The sequence below is a fragment of the Ideonella sp. genome (assembly GCF_036277275.1).
Classification (GTDB): domain Bacteria; phylum Pseudomonadota; class Gammaproteobacteria; order Burkholderiales; family Burkholderiaceae_C; genus Ideonella.
In genome coordinates this window covers 21,595-39,479 of record NZ_DASUNH010000034.1, presented here as the reverse complement: position 1 = coordinate 39,479, position 17,885 = coordinate 21,595, and the positions used below count along the sequence as shown (strand labels likewise).

18 protein-coding genes and 1 other RNA gene are annotated in these 17,885 nt (G+C 67.8%); 13 read left to right on the top strand and 6 right to left on the bottom strand.

Annotation, left to right across the window (positions count from 1 at the left end; translation table 11 throughout):
- Nucleotides 1-300 precede the first annotated feature (300 nt).
- A complete protein-coding gene (locus tag VFY73_RS07445; protein WP_329717294.1) occupies nucleotides 301-876 on the bottom strand; it encodes a hypothetical protein in 576 nt (191 codons plus the stop codon).
- A 110-nt stretch (nucleotides 877-986) separates the two neighbouring features.
- On the opposite strand from VFY73_RS07445, the gene VFY73_RS07440 reads away from it, so the two are divergent.
- Nucleotides 987-2,510: a fumarate hydratase gene (locus VFY73_RS07440; RefSeq protein ID WP_329717293.1), complete on the top strand. Its 1,524-nt coding sequence runs from the start codon at nucleotides 987-989 to the stop codon at nucleotides 2,508-2,510.
- A 36-nt stretch (nucleotides 2,511-2,546) separates the two neighbouring features.
- Here VFY73_RS07440 and VFY73_RS07435 read toward each other — a convergent pair whose 3' ends face one another.
- Together VFY73_RS07435 and VFY73_RS07430 are read right to left on the bottom strand one after the other, a co-directional pair.
- Nucleotides 2,547-3,857 carry a mechanosensitive ion channel family protein gene (locus tag VFY73_RS07435; protein ID WP_329717292.1) on the bottom strand — a complete coding sequence of 437 codons (1,311 nt, stop codon included), beginning with the start codon at nucleotides 3,855-3,857 and terminating at the stop codon, nucleotides 2,547-2,549.
- A 123-nt stretch (nucleotides 3,858-3,980) separates the two neighbouring features.
- Nucleotides 3,981-4,916: a histone deacetylase family protein gene (locus VFY73_RS07430; protein ID WP_329717291.1), complete on the bottom strand. Its 936-nt coding sequence runs from the start codon at nucleotides 4,914-4,916 to the stop codon at nucleotides 3,981-3,983.
- Between the two features lie 53 nt (nucleotides 4,917-4,969).
- Between VFY73_RS07430 and VFY73_RS07425 the strand changes: the two genes are divergently transcribed.
- Genes VFY73_RS07425 through mltB form a run of 4 tightly spaced genes read left to right on the top strand, consistent with a single transcriptional unit; the run spans nucleotide 4,970 to nucleotide 10,077 of the window.
- Nucleotides 4,970-5,896, top strand: a complete 927-nt coding sequence (locus VFY73_RS07425) for a MoxR family ATPase (protein WP_329717326.1) — start codon at nucleotides 4,970-4,972, stop codon at nucleotides 5,894-5,896.
- A 7-nt stretch (nucleotides 5,897-5,903) separates the two neighbouring features.
- Entirely contained in the window at nucleotides 5,904-6,881 is a 978-nt protein-coding gene (locus tag VFY73_RS07420; protein WP_329717290.1) for a DUF58 domain-containing protein, read from the top strand.
- Between the two features lie 11 nt (nucleotides 6,882-6,892).
- Nucleotides 6,893-8,950, top strand: coding sequence for a DUF3488 and transglutaminase-like domain-containing protein (locus VFY73_RS07415; RefSeq protein ID WP_329717289.1), 2,058 nt, complete (start codon nucleotides 6,893-6,895; stop codon nucleotides 8,948-8,950).
- Nucleotides 8,947-10,077 carry a lytic murein transglycosylase B gene (mltB, locus tag VFY73_RS07410; protein ID WP_329717288.1) on the top strand — a complete coding sequence of 377 codons (1,131 nt, stop codon included), beginning with the start codon at nucleotides 8,947-8,949 and terminating at the stop codon, nucleotides 10,075-10,077. Before VFY73_RS07415 ends, mltB begins: the two co-directional genes overlap by 4 nt.
- A gap of 12 nt (nucleotides 10,078-10,089) precedes the next feature.
- Here the strand turns inward: mltB and VFY73_RS07405 are convergent, their stop codons facing one another.
- Entirely contained in the window at nucleotides 10,090-10,959 is an 870-nt protein-coding gene (locus tag VFY73_RS07405) for an MBL fold metallo-hydrolase (protein WP_329717287.1), read from the bottom strand.
- Nucleotides 10,960-11,072: 113 nt separating this feature from the next.
- Between VFY73_RS07405 and VFY73_RS07400 the strand changes: the two genes are divergently transcribed.
- Nucleotides 11,073-11,963 carry a LysR family transcriptional regulator gene (locus VFY73_RS07400; RefSeq protein WP_329717286.1) on the top strand — a complete coding sequence of 297 codons (891 nt, stop codon included), beginning with the start codon at nucleotides 11,073-11,075 and terminating at the stop codon, nucleotides 11,961-11,963.
- Nucleotide 11,964: 1 nt separating this feature from the next.
- On the opposite strand, the gene VFY73_RS07395 is transcribed toward VFY73_RS07400, so the two are convergent.
- Together VFY73_RS07395 and VFY73_RS07390 are read right to left on the bottom strand one after the other, a co-directional pair.
- Nucleotides 11,965-12,702 carry an ABC transporter ATP-binding protein gene (locus VFY73_RS07395; RefSeq protein WP_329717285.1) on the bottom strand — a complete coding sequence of 246 codons (738 nt, stop codon included), beginning with the start codon at nucleotides 12,700-12,702 and terminating at the stop codon, nucleotides 11,965-11,967.
- Nucleotides 12,699-13,682: an iron ABC transporter permease gene (locus tag VFY73_RS07390; protein WP_329717284.1), complete on the bottom strand. Its 984-nt coding sequence runs from the start codon at nucleotides 13,680-13,682 to the stop codon at nucleotides 12,699-12,701. The genes VFY73_RS07395 and VFY73_RS07390 overlap by 4 nt, the downstream gene beginning before the upstream one ends.
- Before the next feature lie 103 nt (nucleotides 13,683-13,785).
- Here VFY73_RS07390 and VFY73_RS07385 point away from each other — a divergent pair, with 103 nt between their 5' ends.
- The 7 genes from VFY73_RS07385 (at nucleotide 13,786) to rpsU (ending at nucleotide 17,812) form a co-directional block, all read left to right on the top strand.
- On the top strand, nucleotides 13,786-14,001 hold the full coding sequence (locus VFY73_RS07385) for a DUF904 domain-containing protein (protein ID WP_329717283.1): 216 nt from the start codon (nucleotides 13,786-13,788) through the stop codon (nucleotides 13,999-14,001).
- On the top strand, nucleotides 13,998-14,324 hold the full coding sequence (locus VFY73_RS07380) for a cell division protein ZapA (RefSeq protein WP_329717282.1): 327 nt from the start codon (nucleotides 13,998-14,000) through the stop codon (nucleotides 14,322-14,324). Before VFY73_RS07385 ends, VFY73_RS07380 begins: the two co-directional genes overlap by 4 nt.
- Before the next feature lie 42 nt (nucleotides 14,325-14,366).
- Nucleotides 14,367-14,544: non-coding RNA, 6S RNA (ssrS, locus tag VFY73_RS30500), on the top strand.
- A 328-nt stretch (nucleotides 14,545-14,872) separates the two neighbouring features.
- Nucleotides 14,873-15,337: an EVE domain-containing protein gene (locus VFY73_RS07375; RefSeq protein ID WP_329717281.1), complete on the top strand. Its 465-nt coding sequence runs from the start codon at nucleotides 14,873-14,875 to the stop codon at nucleotides 15,335-15,337.
- A gap of 21 nt (nucleotides 15,338-15,358) precedes the next feature.
- Complete coding sequence (locus VFY73_RS07370; RefSeq protein WP_329717280.1) at nucleotides 15,359-16,186, top strand: sulfite exporter TauE/SafE family protein; 828 nt, start codon at nucleotides 15,359-15,361, stop codon at nucleotides 16,184-16,186.
- A gap of 7 nt (nucleotides 16,187-16,193) precedes the next feature.
- On the top strand, nucleotides 16,194-17,438 hold the full coding sequence (locus VFY73_RS07365) for an NAD(P)/FAD-dependent oxidoreductase (protein WP_329717279.1): 1,245 nt from the start codon (nucleotides 16,194-16,196) through the stop codon (nucleotides 17,436-17,438).
- 161 nt (nucleotides 17,439-17,599) lie between these two features.
- On the top strand, nucleotides 17,600-17,812 hold the full coding sequence (gene rpsU / locus VFY73_RS07360) for a 30S ribosomal protein S21 (protein ID WP_009551973.1): 213 nt from the start codon (nucleotides 17,600-17,602) through the stop codon (nucleotides 17,810-17,812).
- Nucleotides 17,813-17,885: the final 73 nt, after the last annotated feature.

Sequence of the window (17,885 nt, the reverse complement as noted above, 5' to 3'; positions counted from 1 at the left end):
CCTCCTTGAATATTCCTGGGTGCGCCGCCCCCGCCACCGAACGCTATGCCACCACGGGCAGCGCCAACGCGTGGATTCAGTTGGCAAGCGCGCCGGCACCCACCCGGCCATCACAGGCGCGGGCCGGGCGACTCCGCTTCAATGCCTCATCCCTCCTGGTGGAGCGTTCGTGGTCCCGAAGCCCGAGCCTCGACGCGCGAGGGTCCGAGCTCAATGGCCCGGCCGATGCATTCGACGGTTTCGCTCAGCCAGCGACGGCGGCCCCGGCGCGTAATGACACGGGCGGGACCTCGCCGCCGGCTACAGCGTCACGTTGACCGTCTTGGTGACCGATCCGTTGTTGACCGGCATGTCGACGAATCCGCTGAGGGCAGCCGCCTCGGCCTGCACCAGGCTGCCGCTGCCGGCGTTGATGATCTGCACGAAATAGGTCTGCGTGATGGTCTGATCACCCGAACTCAGCACCCACGAGTAGTAAAGCGACACTGTGCACGTTGCCGTGCTGCCGCTGCGCGTGGCCCTGACCGTCTTGTTGGCGTGGTAGCTGCCGGCCACGTCGCTGACCGTAGCGTTCTGGGTGCACAGGATCTCAGAGTCAGCCGGGAAGCCCGACTTGAGCGTGATGTTGACCTTCAGGATGAGCGTGCCGTTGTACGTGGCCGCCTGGGGTGCAATACCCTGCTGCAACGGTGGAACCTGGGTGGTGAACGCTCCGGTTTTCGGGTCCAGGAAGCCCGGAATCATGCTTTTCTGAGGCGACGCCGCCCAGGCCGAACCCGCCATCAGCAATGCGCTCGACAACATGGCGTGGGAAATCATCCGAAGAACTGTCACAGTCTTCTCCTTGCGTTGAATGAGGGTTGGACGACCGATCATGCTATTCGCGCGCAGTCGCTCGTGGGGCCGGTGGTACCCCCCACGTTGTAGGGCTGGCGACAGGGACCTTGGGTAAACTGAATGTTCGAGTTCCAGACCCTACGCCCCCCATGACCACCATCCGCCAGGCCGACCTCGTCGAATCCGTCGCGAGCGCGCTGCAGTACATCAGCTACTACCACCCGGCCGACTACATCGCCCATCTGGCACGTGCCTACGAACGCGAGCAAAGCGCGGCGGCGAAGGACGCGATCGCCCAGATCCTGACCAACTCGCGCATGAGCGCCGAAGGTCGGCGACCGATATGCCAGGACACCGGCATCGTCAACGTCTTCCTGAAGATCGGCATGGACGTGAAGTGGGAAGGCTTCACCGGCTCGATCGCCGATGCCGTCAACGAAGGCGTGCGCCAAGGCTACCTGAATCCGGACAACGTGCTGCGCGCTTCGGTGCTGGCCGATCCGATCTTCGAACGCAAGAACACCAAGGACAACACCCCTGCCGTCATTCACATGGAGGTGGTGCCGGGCAACACGGTGGACGTGACGGTCGCGGCCAAGGGCGGTGGCTCGGAGAACAAGTCCAAGATGCAGATGCTCAACCCCAGCGACAGCCTGGTCGACTGGGTGCTGAAGACAGTGCCGACGATGGGTGCCGGCTGGTGCCCGCCCGGCATGCTGGGCATTGGCATCGGCGGCACCGCCGAAAAGGCCGTGCTGATGGCCAAGGAAGCGTTGATGGACGACATCGACATGTACGAGCTGCTGCAGCGCGGCCCGAGCGACAAGCTCGAAGAGCTGCGCATCGAGTTGTACGAAAAGGTCAATGCACTGGGCATCGGTGCCCAAGGCCTGGGCGGCCTGACCACCGTGCTCGACATCAAGATCAAGACCTTCCCCACCCACGCGGCCTCGTTGCCGGTGGCGATGATCCCGAACTGCGCCGCCACCCGCCACGCCCACTTCGTGCTCGACGGCTCGGGCCCCGCACATCTCGAGGCACCGAGCCTGGACCTGTGGCCCGACGTGCACTGGGCGCCCGACTACAACAAGAGCAAGCGCGTCGATCTGAACACGTTGACGAAGGAAGAAGTCGCGAGCTGGAAGCACGGCGACACGATCCTCTTGAACGGCAAGATGCTGACCGGCCGCGATGCCGCGCACAAGCGCATTGCCGACATGCTGGCCAAAGGCGAGAAGCTGCCGGTCGACTTCACCAACCGCGTCATCTACTACGTCGGCCCGGTCGACCCGGTGCGTGACGAGGTCGTCGGCCCGGCTGGCCCGACCACCGCCACGCGGATGGACAAGTTCACCCGCATGATGCTGGAGAAGACCGGCCTGATCGCGATGATCGGCAAGGCCGAGCGCGGCCCGGTCGCCATCGAGGCCATCAAGGACAGCCAGAGTGCCTACCTGATGGCGGTGGGCGGTGCCGCCTACCTCGTCTCCAAGGCCATCAAGGGTGCCAAGGTCGTCGGCTTCGCGGACCTTGGCATGGAGGCCATCTACGAATTCGACGTGGTCGACATGCCAGTCACTGTCGCGGTGGACGCCAGTGGCGCCAGTGCGCACATCGAAGGCCCGAAGATCTGGCAGAACAAGATCGGCAAGATTCCGGTCTTGACGGCCTGATCCGAGACGCCTGCGACGCCGGCGTCCCGGCTCGGTTCAACCTGCGGTCGGTGCGTTGGTGGGTCGGCTGGATGCCTCGGTCACGATGGTCCGCATGACCCGCTGCGGGAAGGGGATCTCCACCCCTTCCTGCGTCAGGCAACGCAGGATGGCCATGTTGACGTCGGAGCGCGCACCACCGCTGCCGTTCTCGGGGTCGATGATCCAGAAGCTGATGGTCAGCTCCAGTCCGTCGGGCGCGAAGGCGGAGAGTTGAACCGCCGGCTCCGGATCCTGCATCACCCGCTGCACCTGCCGGATCGCCTCGATCATCTTCGGGCGCAGTGCGTCCAGGTCGGTGCCGTAGGCCACTTGAACCTGCGTGGTCAGCAGCACCTTCGGATCGGCGAGCGATGAGTTCTCGACCCGCTGGGTGATCAGCATCTCGTTCGGCACGATGGCTTCACGGCCGTTCAGCGCGCGAATCACCGTGTAGCGCGTCGCGATGTCGGTGACGCGACCTTCAAAGCCGTCGACGCGCACCATGTCGCCAATGCGCAGCGAGCGCTCGGCCAGGATCACGAAGCCGCTGACATAGTTGGCCGCCAGCTTCTGCAGGCCGAAGCCGATGCCCACGCCAACGGCGCCGCCCAGCACCGACAAGGCGGTCAGGTCGATGCCCACCGCGGTCAGCGCCAACAGCAGGCCAAAGAAGGTCAACATGGCGCGCACGGCATTGGCCGCCGCCTTGCGCAGCGACAGCTCTTCGCCATACGCACCGCGCAGCAACCGGGCCTCGATCGCCGCCGAGATCCACAGCGCAAGCACCAGAACGAAGCCGGCCGACAAGGCACCTTCGATCAGGTTGCGCACGGAGACCTTGCCCCCTCCCAGCTTCCACTGGATGCCGTCCAGCTCGTCCAGCAGCACCGGCAGCAGGCCGGTGATCCAGCCGACGACTGCCAGCCAGGCCAGCCATGAAATCAGCCGTTCGGCCACGCGCATCACGCGCGAATTCGGGAAAGCCGCCGTCAACACGCGCGCCGACAGCCGGATGACGGCGAACGACAGCAGCACGGGGATCACGACCTTGAACAGTGCCAACGGCACGCCCATGGCTGGCAGCAACCGCCGCGCACCGTAGGCCAATGCAAGAGCCAGCGCAGGGAACAGAACGCCGTCGACGATTTGCCGCCCGAACCAGACCGACTGCGGGGGCACCTCGCGCCCGCGTACCAGGCGCACGACCAGCCAGGCCAATGCCAGGCAAGCCAACACGACCGCGGCCTCGATCAGGGCACTGGAATGCGACAACGCCGCAACCAGCTCGTCCAGCGTGACGGCGGGCAGGATGGAAGAGTTCGTCATGCGGCCAATTGTGTCAGCCGTCGAATGGGGCAACCGGTGCCGCAGCACCGACTCCGCCCTCCAGGAGGGTGCGCGGCGGCCTGGAAGCGGCCCGACACAGGCCGCGCGCCGCCATTGAAGGCGTCAGACGCTCGCGAGCACGCGCAAGTGCGCCGCAACGCTGCGCGCCAGCGCGCCCAGCGCATAACCACCTTCCAGGCAGGACACGATGCGCCGCTGCGCGTGACGCTCGGCCACGTCGACCAGTCGGCGGGTGATCCATTCGTAGTCGGCTTCGACCAGCCCCAGTTGGCCCAGATCGTCTTCGCGGTGGGCATCGAAGCCCGCCGAGATGAACAGCATCTGCGGCTTGAACGCCTCCAGCCGCGGCATCCAATTGGCCTCGATCAACTCTCGGATCTCGCCGCCACGGGTGTAGGCCGGCACCGGCAGATTGATCATGTTGGTGCCCAACGGCACGCCGCCGCTGAACGGGTAGAGCTGGTCCTGGAAGAAGCTCACCATCAGCACCCGCTCGTCGTTGGCGATGATGTCTTCGGTGCCATTGCCATGATGGACGTCGAAATCGACGATCGCCACCCGCTGCAGGCCGCGCACGTCCAGCGCATGGCGGGCCGCGATCGCAACGTTGTTGAAGAAGCAGAAGCCCATTGCGCGCGAGCGGGTCGCATGGTGCCCCGGTGGGCGCACCGCGCAGAACGCGTTCTCGGCCCGGCCGTCGATCACTGCATCGGTCGCCGCCACGGCGGCGCCGGCTGCCCGCATGGCGGCCTGCCAGGTCGCGGGGCCAACGGCGGTGTCCGGGTCGACCGAGCGGTACTCGCCACGCATCGACGCCTGTTGCATGAATTCGGACAGCTCGGCCACGTAGCCGGTGGCGTGTGCCAGGGCCAGGTCCTCGCGCCGCACCAGCGGCACGTCGAACCGGGTCAGCGCCACATCCAGGCCGGTGGCCAGCAGATGGTCTTCGATCGCATCCAGCCGCTCCGGGCATTCGGGGTGGCCGCGGCCCATCTCGTGGGCGCGGCAGTCGGGGTGCGAGAAGTAGGCAGTGGTCATGTGAAGGGAACCCCAAGGCCGGCGCGTTCTTGAGCTATCGTGCCCTCATCATGATGAGTGCCACCCTGCAATCGCGCTTGAGCCAACTCAAGGACCAGATTAGCACGATCATCGTCGGCAAGGCGGAGCAGATCGACGACAGCATCGCCTGCCTGTTGGCCGGCGGCCACTTGCTGGTCGAAGACGTGCCGGGAGTCGGCAAGACCACGCTGGCGCATGCGCTGGCGGTGTCGCTGGGCTTGCAGTTTGCTCGCGCCCAGTTCACCGCCGACCTGATGCCCAGCGACCTGATCGGGGTCAGCGTCTACGAGCGCGCGAAGGAGGAGTTCGTCTTCCACCCCGGCCCGGTCTTTGCCCAGGTGCTGCTGGCCGACGAGATCAACCGCGCCGGGCCCAAGACGCAAAGTGCGCTGCTCGAGGCGATGGAAGAGCACCAGATCAGCATCGACGGGCAGACGCGCGCCCTGCCCTCGCCGTTTTTCGTCATCGCGACCCAGAACCCGACCGACCAGCTCGGCACCTACCCGCTGCCCGAGAGCCAGCTCGACCGCTTCCTGATGTGCATCACGCTCGGCTACCCCGACCAGCGCGCCGAGCGCGCGCTGTTGGCCGGCGAAGACCGGCGCGATGCCATCGCCAGGCTCGAGCCCGTGATGAGCCTGGAGGAACTGCAGGCATTGATGGCCGCGGTGCCCGAGGTCCATGCGTCCGACGCCTTGCTGGACTACCTGCAGGCCCTGATCGCCGCCACCCGCTCGGGCCAATGGTTCGTCGAAGGCATGTCCCCACGTGCCGGCATCGCGGTGCTTCGGGTGGCGCGCGCCCGGGCGCTGATGGCGGGCCGCGACCACGTCACGCCGGATGATCTGCAGGCGGTGCTGCCGCAAGCCATTGCCCACCGCCTGATGCCGGTGGCCGGTGCCGGCCGCGGCCGGCGCGAACAGGTGCGTGCAATGGTCGAGGCGGTGCCATTGCCCTGAGCGCCGCGTGAACCGGTTGAACCGCACCATGCTGGGCAGGCTGCGTCGTCGATTCGACACCTGGTGGCAAGGCCGCCACCGGCCGGCCGAGCAGTGGCGCCTGAGCCAGCGCAACATCTACATCGTGCCCACCCGCGCCGGCCTTTTCTTCGGCATGACGCTGATGGTGCTGCTGATCGCGTCGATCAACTACCAGCTCAACCTCGGCTACGCGCTGACCTTCTTGCTGGCGGGCAGCGCGCTGGCGTCGATGCACATGACCCATAACAGCCTGCGAGGACTGACGCTGCATGCGCGTCCGCCGGCCCCGGTCTTCGCCGGCGACCGCGCCACGCTCGAAGTGGTGGTCACCAACCCGGGTGCCGCGCGCCACGGCCTGGGCTTCGGTGTGCAAATGCCCGGCGGCCCTGCCCAGTTGGCGTTTGCGCAGATCGGTGCGGCGGGCCAGTCGCCGGTCGCCATCGGGGTACTGGCAGAAAAACGCGGCCTTCAATCCCTGCCCTTGCTGAAGATCGAGACGCGCTTCCCCTTCGGGCTGTTCCGCGCATGGTCGTTGTGGCGCCCGGCGGGCCAGCTGTGTGTCTATCCGCGGGCAGAGCACCCCGCGGCTGCGCTGCCCGCGACCGCGGCAGTGGCCGGTGGGCCAATGCCGGCACGCGGCGCACAAGGCGGTGAGTTCGACGGCCTGCGCCCGTGGCGGCGCGGCGACACGCTGCGCCAAGTGGCCTGGAAAAAGGTCGCGCGCAGCGGCGAGCTGATCAGCCGTGAAGGCCATGAATCGGCGCGCCACGAGCTGTGGCTCGACTGGGCCGCCACGCGCCAACCCGACACCGAAGCCCGCCTGTCGCGGTTGGCCGCCTGGGTGTTGCTGGCCGAGCGCCAGGGCCTGGCCTATGGCCTGCGCCTGCCGGGGCTCGAACTGCCGCCTTCCAGCGGCGCACCGCATCGCCACGCGGCCCTGAGCGCGCTGGCCGCCTGGCGCTGAGAGCCGCGACGATGAAGCCGTTTGCCTCCCGCTGGCTCGGCAGCACCAGCCGCGAAACGCGTGACACGCTGTTCATGCTGCTGGTGATCGGCTGGACCATCGCACCACACGTGCTGCGCCTGTCGCCATGGGTGGGTGCCTTGTGCATCGTGGTTCTGCTGTGGCGGGGTTCATTGGCGCTTCGCCAAGCCCCATTGCCCAGCCGCTGGTGGCTGGTGGGCACACTGGCCCTGGCCTCGGGGCTGACCTTCTGGACCGAGCGCACGCTGATCGGCAAGGACGCCGGCGTCACGCTGCTGGTCGTGCTGATGGCCTTGAAGACGCTCGAGCTGCGCGCGCGCCGCGATGCGCTGGTGGTGTTCTTCCTCGGCTTCTTCCTGGTGTTGACGCAGTTCCTGTACTCGCAGTCGTTGGCGACCGCGTTGACGATGGGTGTCTCGGTCTGGGGCTGGCTGACGGCGCTGACGCTGGCCCACATGCCGGCAGGCCGCCCGCGGCTGCGCGAAGCCGCCGGACTGGCGGGGCGCGCCGCGTTGATCGGCACGCCGGTGATGATCGCGCTGTTCCTGTTGTTCCCACGCATCGGCCCGCTGTGGGCGATGCCCGGCGCCGGCGCCCGCACCGGCCTGTCGGACAGCCTGGAACTGGGTGACGTGGCCGAACTGGCCAATGACGACAGCATCGCCTTTCGCCTGCGCTTCGAAGGCCAACCGCCGCCAGCCGAGGCGCTGTACTTCCGTGGCCCGGTGCTGAGCGACTACGACGGCCAGCAATGGCGTGTCGACGCCTTCACGCCGCCGGCCCTCCATGCCGCCGAGCCGGGCTTGCCGAAGTACCGCTACGAAATGACACTGGAGCCATTGCGGCTGCTGTGGCTGCCGCTGCTCGAAGGCACCCGCGATGCGCCCCAGGCCAACCCACCGCTCGGCAACATGCCGGCCCGAGCGGACAACAGCGGCCAATGGCGCTTGCTGCGACCGCTGACCGATCGGGTTGTTCTGAGGGCGGAAGCCGATCTCCAGGGCCCGGCAGCCCCCACGCTGCGTCCCTTCGAGCGCCGCTCGCTGCTGACACTGCCCCCCAACCGCCACCCACGCACCCGTGCCTGGGCCAACGAACTGCGCAACCAAACCGAGTTGCGCGATGCCGACCCCACCACGCTGGCCAACGCGGTGCTGCGGCACATCCGCCGCCAGCCCTATGTCTACACGCTGGCGCCAGGCAACTACCTCAATGACCCGGTCGACGAGTTCTGGCTCGATCGCCGCGAAGGCTTTTGCGAGCACTACGCGGCATCGTTCGTCGTGATCATGCGCGCACTCGGCGTGCCGGCGCGCATCGTCACCGGCTACCAGGGCAGTGACGTGCTGCCGGTCGACGGGTACTACGCCGTGCGCCAGAGCCATGCCCACGCCTGGGCCGAGTTCTGGCAGGCCGGCCGCGGCTGGGTTCGCGCCGACCCCACCGGCTCGGTCGCGCCCGAGCGCATCCGCCGCAGCCTGGCCCTGGAGGCACCGCCTGGTTTCATCGCCGGCGCATTCCAGGCCGTCAGCCCCGACCTGCGGCAGAGCCTGCGCCGCTTCGCCGAGGCGATGGACAACCGCTGGAACCAGTGGATCCTCAGCTATGGCAAACGCCAGCAGTTCGACCTGATGAGCCAACTGGGCATGCAATCGCCTGACGTGCTGTCGCTGGTTCGCGCGCTGGTGGTGCTGCTCGTCGCGGCCGGCCTGGCCGGGGCGGTCTGGGCCTGGTTCGACGCACGCCGGCAGAGCCCCTGGCAGAAACTGCGCCAAGGCATCGCGCACGAACTGGCACGCCTGGGTATCGACGCCAAACCCAGCGATACGCTGGCCACGCTGGCGCAACGCCTGCGGCGGCAGCGCGGCGCCGGCGCCGAAGCCGCGGCACAGGCCCTGCTCGCGCTCGACCTGCACCGCTACGGCCGGCCTGGCCATCACGGCACCCCACCCGGTTGGTGGCGTGGCTTTCGCGAGGCCGTTGCAGCAGCGCGCGCGGCGCCCGCCCAACCCATCGCGCCCGATGCGCCGCCGATAATCGGGGCATGACTTTCAAGGTTGCGGGTTCGGCCTGCTTTTCACTCGGCATTGCCCCGGCCCTGCTGGCCGTTCACCTCATCGCCCCCTTGGGCACGGCACTGGCGGCCCCCGTTGCACGCGCCGACAGCGCGCCCGACGTGGTCACCTATGGCCGGCGCGAAGACCTGGTTGCGTTCGTGCAGCAAGCGGCCGAACGGCAAGGCTTCGACGCGGAGTGGGCGATCGAGCAATTGGCGCAGGCCCGCTTCCAACCACGCGTCGCCCAACTGGTGATGCCGCCGCCCACCGGCACGGCCAAGAACTGGGAGGCCTACCGCAGCCGCTTCGTCGAGCCGCAGCGCATCCGCGAAGGGCTGCGCTGGTGGCAGGCGAACGAGCGCTGGCTCGACGAAGCCGAAGCCCGCTGGGGCGTACCGCCGGACATGGTGGTGGCCATCGTCGGTGTCGAGACCTTCTATGGCCGCATCATGGGCAGCTTCAAGGTGATCGACGCACTGGCCACGTTGTCGTTCGATTTCCCCGCAGGCCGCTCCGACCGCAGCGGCTTCTACCGCAACGAGCTGGAAGCCTTCCTCAGCTGGTGTGCCGCCGAACAGCGCGACCCGCTCGGCATCAAAGGCTCCTACGCCGGCGCGATGGGCCTGCCGCAGTTCATGCCCAGCACGCTGCAGAAGTACGCGATCGATTTCGACGGCGACGGCCGCATTGACCTCGATGCGAACGGCGCCGACGTGGTGGGCAGCGTCGCCCACTACTTCGCGCAGTTCGGCTGGCAGCGTGACCTGCCGACGCACTTCGGCGTGACCCCGCCGCCAGAGCTGCGCGACCGCGCGCTGATGCTGGCGCCGGACATCGTGCCCACCTTCAGCGCCGAGCAGTTTGCCGAGCGCGGTGCCAGGCTCGACGACGCCGGCCGCGCCCACGACGGCCCGATGGCGCTGGTGATGCTGCAAAACGGCGAGGCCGAGCCGAGCTACGTCGCCGGCACGCGCAACTTCTATGTCGTCACCCGCTACAACTGGTCGAGCTACTACGCGATGGCGGTGATCGAGCTGGCGCGGGCGCTGCGGCAGATGCGGCCGACGGCTTCCGCCGCGTCGGCCGCGTCGACCGAGCCCCCCACAGACACCCGCTGACGCGGCGGGCGATCACCAGGCCATCTCACCCTTGCGGACCTTGGCGCCGATGTCCAGCGCCACACCCAGCCCCGCGTCGGGGTAGGCCTTCTTCATCGCTGCGATCAGCGCACTCGCGTCGCCCGCCTTGTCCGCCTCAGCGTCGAAGCGCAGCAGATAGTCGCGGGTGTAGCGGATGCTGTTGCTGTCCAGCGGCGTGTTGGTGGCCATGTGGCCAGGCACCACGACCCCCGGCTTCAACGCCAGCAACTCTTCGAGTTGGGCCAGCCAGGCCTGCCGCTCTTCGGGCCGCTGGGTGTCTGCGGTCCAGACGTGCAGGTTGCCGAACACGGCGATGTTGCCCAGCACGGCGCCAATCGACGGGATCCAGACATACGGCCGATGCGCCAGCATGCCGGTCGAGCCACGCACCTCGACCGCCTGGCCATCGACAGTGAGCGTGTTGACCGCCAACGCCTGCGGCAACACCGGGTTCGTCGGCGCATTGACACCCATCTTCGGGCCCCAGAACGCCAGCTTGGCGCTCATCTTGGCCTGGATCTTGTCGCGCACTGCCGGCGTGGCCACGATCTGCGCCTGCGGGAAGACGGCCTTCAGCGTCTCGGCACCGAAGTAGTAGTCCGGGTCGGCGTTGCTGACCAGGATGGTCTTCAGCGACTTGCCGGTGTCCAGCACATTGGCGGCGATCCGGTAGGCGTCGGCGCGGGTGAAGCCGGTGTCGATCACCAGGGCCTCCGTCGCGCCGCTGACGACGACGGCGTTCGCATGGAAGCTGTTGGCGCCCGCGTTGTAGACCTGGATCTGCAGCGGCGGGTTGGTGCCCGCGGCATCGGCGTTGAACGCGAGGGCCAGTGTGGCGGCGATGAAGGTTTGGCGGATCACGGTGTCGTCCTTTTGTTTCGCAATGGAAGTGAGGTGGACACACTTTAGTTTCATAAATCGAGCAGATAAACTGCTCACAGAGCGCATATCTGTTTCATAGACAAGCCAAATCAATGGACCGCTTCACCGCCATGCAGGTCTTCGCCGAGGTGGCAACCAGCGGCAGCTTCAGCGCCACCGCGGTGCGGCTGGACATGTCGCGGGCGATGGTCACGCGCCACGTCGCCCACATCGAGCAGTGGCTCGGCACTCGATTGCTGCAGCGAACCACGCGCCGGGTGACGCTCACCGACGCCGGCGAACAGGCCCTGCGCCGATGCCAGCAACTGCTGGCGCTGGTGGCCGAAGCCGAAGACGAAATCGCCCCGCCCGACGGCGTGTTGCGCGGGCAATTGCGGATCACCTGCAGTCTGTCGTTCGGCCATGCCCACCTGGCCGCGGCGCTGATTGACTTCCTCGCGCTGCACCCGCAACTGAAGATCGACCTGGACCTGGGCGACCGGGCGCTGAACCTGGTCGAAGCACGCATCGACCTGGCGATCCGCATCAGCAACGATCCCGATCCGATGCTGGTAGCGCGCCCCTTGGCCCCCTGCGATTCGGTGCTGGTGGCTTCGCCGGCTTACCTGGCAGCCCACGGCACGCCCCAACAACCGTCCGATCTGGCCCGGCACGCGTGCCTGGGCCACGCCAACTTCGGACGCAGCATCTGGCACTTCACGCGCGATGGCCAAAACGAACAGGTCAGCGTCGGCACGCGGATGACGGCCAACGATGCGACCGCCTTGCTGCATGCAGCCCTCGCCGGCGGTGGCATTGCGCTGCAGCCGACCTACCTGGCCCGGACGCACATCGCCAGCGGTGCATTGCGCGAACTGCTGCCGCAGTGGCAGTTGCCGCCGATGAAGATCTACGCGCTGTATCCGTCACGCCGGCATTTGTCGCCAGCGGTGCGCGCGCTGCTGGACTATCTGGTGCAACGCTTCTCGACGCTTCCCTGGTAGATCAGGCGGGCAACCAGCTTCCTGCCGCCGACACCCACTCGCAGTTGAAGATCTCGCGCAGCGGCTCGGACTGCAGGACCTCGGCCACCGGCCCGGCGCGCCAACGCCCCTCACCCAACAAGGCCAGCACATGGGTCGCCGCACGTGCCACCCAGTGCATGTCATGACTGCTCATCACGAGCGCGCGGCCGGGTCGGCGAGTCACCCAATCGGCCGCCCAGCGCGCCACCAGGCCCTGGTGCGCCGGGTCCTGGAAGGCGATCGGCTCATCCAGCAGCAGCAGCGGCGCGCCCTGCACCGCCGCTTGCGCAATGGCCACACGCTGACGCTCGCCGCCCGACAGCCGTGTCAGCACTCGGTCACCCAACTCGGCGATGTCGAGTTGCGCCAGATCGATGCCCTGCTGGCCCGCCCCGTCGGGCTGGACCACCGACAGGTCGAGCAGGCGATGCACCGGTAGTGCAAAGCGGTCGGCCGGTTGCTGCGGCATCCAGGCGCGGAAACACGCCGCCTCGGCCGCAGGCCAGTCACCCTGGTCCCGCTGAAGCCAGATCACCTCACCGGCACGGCCGGCCACCGGCAGGCCCGCCAATGCACGCAGCAGGCTGCTCTTGCCTACCGCGTTGCGACCGATCAGGCACCAGCGTTCGCCGGCGTGCACGCGCCAGCTGAGCTCGCGCACCAGCTGCCGCTCGCCCGCCCACAGATCCAGCTTGCGGGTTTCGATCAGCGCGCTCATCGGGTGCCCCGGATCAGCAAGGCGATGAAGCACGGGGCACCAAGCAAGGCCATCACCGCGCCGACCGGCAGCTCCATCGGGGCCGCAACGATGCGGGCCACCAGATCGGCGCCCACCAGGAGCGTGGCCCCGCCCAGGGCCGACAAGCCGGCCAACTCGCGCGTGCGCTGCACACCCGCCAGCCGCCAGGCCTGCGGCACGACCAGCCCGACGAATCCGACCGCGCCGGCGGTGGCAACCGCCAGCCCGACGGCCAGCGACGCGGCGATCAGCAGCTCCAGCCGCAGACGGCGCACCGGTTCGCCCAGCAGGCCTGCGGCCTCGGCACCGAGCATCAGGCGGTCGACCGATCGGCCGCGCCACAGCAGGCCCGACAGCAAGAGTGCCGCGCCGGCCAGGCCCACGCCACGGTCCTGTGCCGCTGACAGGTCGCCCACCAGCCAGAAGATGGCCCCGCGCAGTCGTTCGTCCGGCGTCAGCATCAGCAACAAGGTGGCCAGCGCGCCGAACAAGGCCGCCAGCATCGCGCCGACGAGGATCAGCCGCGGCGACGCATCATCGACCGACGCCAAGGCCGAACGCGCCAACAGCAGCAGCAAGGCACCAGCGCCCAAGGCCCCCAGGCCGGCGCCGAGCCACAGGCTCGTGCCCAGCAACAACGCCAACAGCGCCCCGACCGACGCACCGCCGGAGGTGCCGAGCACGTACGGGTCGGCCAGCGGATTGCGCAGCAACACCTGCATCATCAAGCCCGCCAGCGCGAGCAAGGCGCCGACGCCCGCCGCCGCAACCACACGGGGCAGGCGCAGCGCGAAGATCAGGCTCACGTCCCAGCCGCCGCTGCCCGCAGCCAGCGCGATCGCGACCACGAGCCCCGCCACGCCCAGGGCCAGGCTCCAGCGCAACGGCATCGATGGGTGGAAGGCGTGGCTCAAGGCTTGGTGGGCAGGCAGCGCGAGGGCAGGCAGCGCATTGTCCATGCCAAGCTGCACACTGCCACGCCACGGCCCAGGGACAAGCCCGGGCGAGACGCCGGTAACCCATGCCTACAATTGAGTTTCCCCAGACCCACCCCGAAGGCCCATGTCACGCCTGCCGGATCTTGCCGAGCGCATCGATCGCCTCGTGCTGCGCCACGAGGAACTCGCCCGTACCAATGCCCTGCTCAACGAGCAATTGCAGAGTGTGACGGCCGAACGCGACAGCCTGAAATCGCGCCTGGCCGCGGCCCGCTCGCGCATCGACGCGCTGCTCGATCGCCTGCCGATCGAAAAGGCCACACCGGGGTCTGGTGAATGAAGCAGCTCGAAGTGACGATCCTCGGCCAGAGCTACCTGCTGGCGTGCCCGGAAGGCGGCGAATCGCTGCTGCACGCGGCGGTGGCAACCGTCGACAGCGAGATGAGCGCCATCCGCGACGCCGGCAAGGTCAAAGCCCGCGAACGCATGGCAGTGCTGGCCGCGTTGAACCTGGCCTACCGCCTGGCCGAGCGCCCACCGGCCCCACCCGCACGCGCAGCCAACGACGACACCCCGCTGTCCGACAGCGAAGCCGATGCCCTGGTCAACGGCTTGATCGAGCGGCTCGATGCAACGCTCGGCGATGACGGTCAACTTCTGTGAGACAAAGCTGGGCGGCGAGCCGCACAGCGCCTAGAATCAAACCGTCCACCGCATCTGCGTGGGTTTTATATTTCCTTGAACCGATGCTCTCGCGAGCCGGGGCTTGGAACATTGCCCGGCTGGTGTGATCGTCTCGCGTCAGATGAACCCGACGCCGCGCTGACCTCGCCCACCTGAATCCCTGGGTTCAGGAATGCGGCCCACGGTTTGCGGTGGACACCTTATTCGCCACGCTGCAGGCGCACATCTGGTGTCCTGTCCCGCAAATACCTGCCATTGAGATTCGACCAGATGGTGATGATCGTGCGTCCGGACGGCTGGGCAGATACCGAGCGTATCTGCCTTGATGGCCGGGCGCGCGAGCGCGCCATCTGGTCGAACCCAAAGGGCGGGCCGAAATGGGGCGCTCGCAGCGTTGCCAAGCCGGGTAGATACCGCCCGGTATCTGCCCGGCTCGGCGCCTCGCGATCGTCCCCATTGCGGCCCGTCGCAATGACAGTTATTCGCGGGACAGGACACTAGGGCACATTTGTGGTGCCCCTCAGGTCATGCCCCAATACTGGCTGATGAAGAGCGAGCCCGACGAGGCCTCGATCGACCACCTCGCCGCCGCCCCGAACCAGACCCTGCCGTGGACCGGTGTGCGCAACTACCAGGCGCGCAACTTCATGCGCGATGTGATGCGCGTCGGTGACGGCGTGCTCTTCTATCACTCGTCGTGCCCCGAGCCCGGCGTCGCCGGCCTGGCCGAGGTGGCCAGCACCGCCTACCCGGACGCGACCCAGTTCGACCCCGACAGCCCGTACCACGACCCCAAATCCAAGCGCGAAGAACCGCGCTGGCAACACGTGGACGTCAAGCTCGTCAAGAAGACCCGCTTGCTGCCGCTGAAGGAAATGCGCGCCGCACCGCAACTGGCCGAAATGCGCCTGCTGCAGCCGGGCAACCGGTTGTCGATCACGCCCGTTTCGCCGGCTGAATGGCGCGCGGTGCTGGCGCTGCTGGGCGAATAGCCGGCCGATGACGAGCGCCCGATGAACTGGCTGGAGCTGTTGCCGCCGGCCTTGATCGCCGAGCTGTTGGTGCTGGGCGTGTGCGCCGGTTTCCTGGCGGGGTTGTTCGGCATCGGCGGCGGCATGCTGTTGGTGCCGTTCATGACGTTGATCCTGAGCCACCGCGAGGTCGAGGCGAGCATGGCCGTCAAGATGGCGATCGCCACCTCGATGGCGACGATCCTGTTCACTTCGTTGTCCAGCGTCCGAGCTCACCATGCCCACGGCGCCGTGCGCTGGGCCCTCGTGCGCGGCATCGCACCGGGCATCCTGGTCGGAGGGCTGCTGGCGGGCGCCGGCGCCTTCTCGTTGCTCAAGGGCCAGGCCCTCGCACTGGTGTTCGGCTTGTTCGTCAGCTTCTCAGCTACGCAGATGCTGCGCGGCAAGAAGCCGGCCCCGCATCGCCAGATGCCGGGCTGGGCCGGCCAGTCGGCGGCAGGCACCGGCATCGGTTTCCTGTCGGGTCTGGTCGGCGCCGGCGGCGGCTTCGTCAGCGTTCCCTTCATGACCTGGTGCAACGTGCCCATCCACAACGCGGTCGCCACCAGTGCGGCGCTTGGCGTGCCGGTCGCGATCGCCAGCACGCTGGGCTATGTCATCGGTGGCTGGAATATGCCAAGTGCGCTGCCCGGCGCTGTCGGCTACCTCTATCTGCCGGCGCTGGTGGTCATTGCAGTGGCCAGCGTGACGATGGCGCCGCTGGGTGCGCGCGCGGCGCATGCGATGAACGTGGCGCAGCTCAAGCGCGCCTTTGCGGTGCTGCTGTACGGCCTCGCGATCTACATGCTGTTCAAGGCGTTTTCCGGTTGAGTGGGACATGAATCGTTTCGACGCCATCGTCATCGGCGCCGGCGCTGCCGGGCTGTTCTGTGCCGCCCAGGCCGGCCAGCGTGGCCTGAAGGTGCTGCTGGTCGACCATGCGCCGAAGCTGGGCGAAAAGATCCGCATCTCGGGCGGCGGCCGCTGCAACTTCACCAACCGCGAGGCATCGCCGGCGCAGTTCCTGTCCGAGAACCCGCATTTCTGCCGCTCGGCACTCGCGCGCTACACCGCGGCGGACTTCATTTCACTGGTGCGCCAGTACGGCATCGCCTTCCACGAAAAGCACAAGGGCCAGCTGTTTTGTGACGACTCGGCCGAGCAGATCATCGCGATGCTGCTGCGCGAATGCGACAACGGCCAGGTCACGCGCTGGCAGCCCTGCAAGGTCAGCAACCTGCGGCGCGAGAGCGACGCCTGGGTGCTCGGCACCGACCGTGGCGAGGTGCAGACCGCCGCCGTGGTGATTGCCACGGGCGGCTTGCCGGTGCCGAAGATCGGAGCCACCGATTTCGGGCTGCGCTGGGCCGAACGCTTCGGCCACCGCATCGTCGAACCACGTCCGGCGCTGGTGCCGCTGACCTTCGACGCCGCCGAGTGGGCGCCGTTCGTGCCGATGGCCGGCATCGCGTTGCCGGTGGCCATCTCCGCCGCCAGCCCGGGGCGCCGTGGGCCGGTGCGCACCGAATTCCTCGAAGACCTGCTGTTCACCCACCGCGGCCTGTCCGGGCCCGCGGTGCTGCAGATCTCCAGTTTCTGGCGCCTGGGCCAAGCCCTGCGGGTCGACCTGGCCCCGGGCAAGGACCTGGCCGTCGAGCTGGCCCAGGCCAAGGCGCGCTCGCGCCGGCAACTGGGCAACGAATTGGCCACCTGGCTGCCGCAGCGCCTGGCCGACACCTGGCTGGCCAAACACGGCCCCGCCGCCGACCTGCCGATGCCGCAGTTGCCCGACGCCGCGTTGCGCCAGTTGGCCACCAGCCTGCAGCAGTGGGAGTTGCAGCCCACCGGCGACGAAGGCTGGCGCAAGGCCGAGGTGATGGCCGGTGGCGTCGACACCCGCGACCTCAGTTCGCAGACGATGCAAAGCAAGCTGCAGCCAGGGCTTTATTTCATTGGCGAGGTCGTCGACGTGACCGGCTGGCTCGGCGGCTACAACTTCCAGTGGGCCTGGTCCAGCGGCTACGCCTGTGCTGAAGGGCTGGCGGCGCAACAACACGCGGCCAGCGTCGATTTGGCAACGTGAGTGTTTTCAGAGTAGAATCGCCGTCTTTGCTGGCAAACCGCGTGTCGATCTTGCGAAACTCGAGTTCGATGCGGCCCGCTTGAGCAGGTGAAAACCAGTCTCAAACCCCGCAGCGACGCAAGGCACCGAGCGCATCCATCCCCCGAAGGATTCTTCAGTCAATGACAACCATCCGAGTCAAGGAAAACGAGCCGTTCGACGTGGCGCTGCGCCGTTTCAAGCGCACCATCGAGAAGCTGGGCCTGCTGACGGAACTGCGCGCTCGCGAGTTCTACGAGAAGCCCACCTCCGAGCGCAAGCGCAAGAAGGCCGCCGCTGTGAAGCGCCATTACAAGCGCGTTCGCAGCATGCAGCTGCCGAAGAAGCTGTACTGATTCCGGTACGCTCGCCGCGCGCAAGCGCTGCTCGTTGGACAAAGCCCGCGCGGGACGCCGTTGCGGGCTTTTC

Excerpts from the sequence above, each read along its gene's own strand:
- VFY73_RS07445 (WP_329717294.1), bottom strand. The coding sequence starts at position 876 with ATGATCGGTCGTCCAACCCTCATTCAACGCAAGGAGAAGACTGTGACA.
- VFY73_RS07440 (WP_329717293.1), top strand. The coding sequence starts at position 987 with ATGACCACCATCCGCCAGGCCGACCTCGTCGAATCCGTCGCGAGCGCG.
- VFY73_RS07435 (WP_329717292.1), bottom strand. The coding sequence starts at position 3,857 with ATGACGAACTCTTCCATCCTGCCCGCCGTCACGCTGGACGAGCTGGTT.
- VFY73_RS07430 (WP_329717291.1), bottom strand. The coding sequence starts at position 4,916 with ATGACCACTGCCTACTTCTCGCACCCCGACTGCCGCGCCCACGAGATG.
- VFY73_RS07425 (WP_329717326.1), top strand. The coding sequence starts at position 4,970 with ATGAGTGCCACCCTGCAATCGCGCTTGAGCCAACTCAAGGACCAGATT.
- VFY73_RS07415 (WP_329717289.1), top strand. The coding sequence starts at position 6,893 with ATGAAGCCGTTTGCCTCCCGCTGGCTCGGCAGCACCAGCCGCGAAACG.
- mltB (WP_329717288.1), top strand. The coding sequence starts at position 8,947 with ATGACTTTCAAGGTTGCGGGTTCGGCCTGCTTTTCACTCGGCATTGCC.
- VFY73_RS07400 (WP_329717286.1), top strand. The coding sequence starts at position 11,073 with ATGGACCGCTTCACCGCCATGCAGGTCTTCGCCGAGGTGGCAACCAGC.
- VFY73_RS07395 (WP_329717285.1), bottom strand. The coding sequence starts at position 12,702 with ATGAGCGCGCTGATCGAAACCCGCAAGCTGGATCTGTGGGCGGGCGAG.
- VFY73_RS07390 (WP_329717284.1), bottom strand. The coding sequence starts at position 13,682 with ATGGACAATGCGCTGCCTGCCCTCGCGCTGCCTGCCCACCAAGCCTTG.
- VFY73_RS07385 (WP_329717283.1), top strand. The coding sequence starts at position 13,786 with ATGTCACGCCTGCCGGATCTTGCCGAGCGCATCGATCGCCTCGTGCTG.
- VFY73_RS07380 (WP_329717282.1), top strand. The coding sequence starts at position 13,998 with ATGAAGCAGCTCGAAGTGACGATCCTCGGCCAGAGCTACCTGCTGGCG.
- VFY73_RS07375 (WP_329717281.1), top strand. The coding sequence starts at position 14,873 with ATGCCCCAATACTGGCTGATGAAGAGCGAGCCCGACGAGGCCTCGATC.
- VFY73_RS07370 (WP_329717280.1), top strand. The coding sequence starts at position 15,359 with ATGAACTGGCTGGAGCTGTTGCCGCCGGCCTTGATCGCCGAGCTGTTG.
- VFY73_RS07365 (WP_329717279.1), top strand. The coding sequence starts at position 16,194 with ATGAATCGTTTCGACGCCATCGTCATCGGCGCCGGCGCTGCCGGGCTG.
- rpsU (WP_009551973.1), top strand. The coding sequence starts at position 17,600 with ATGACAACCATCCGAGTCAAGGAAAACGAGCCGTTCGACGTGGCGCTG.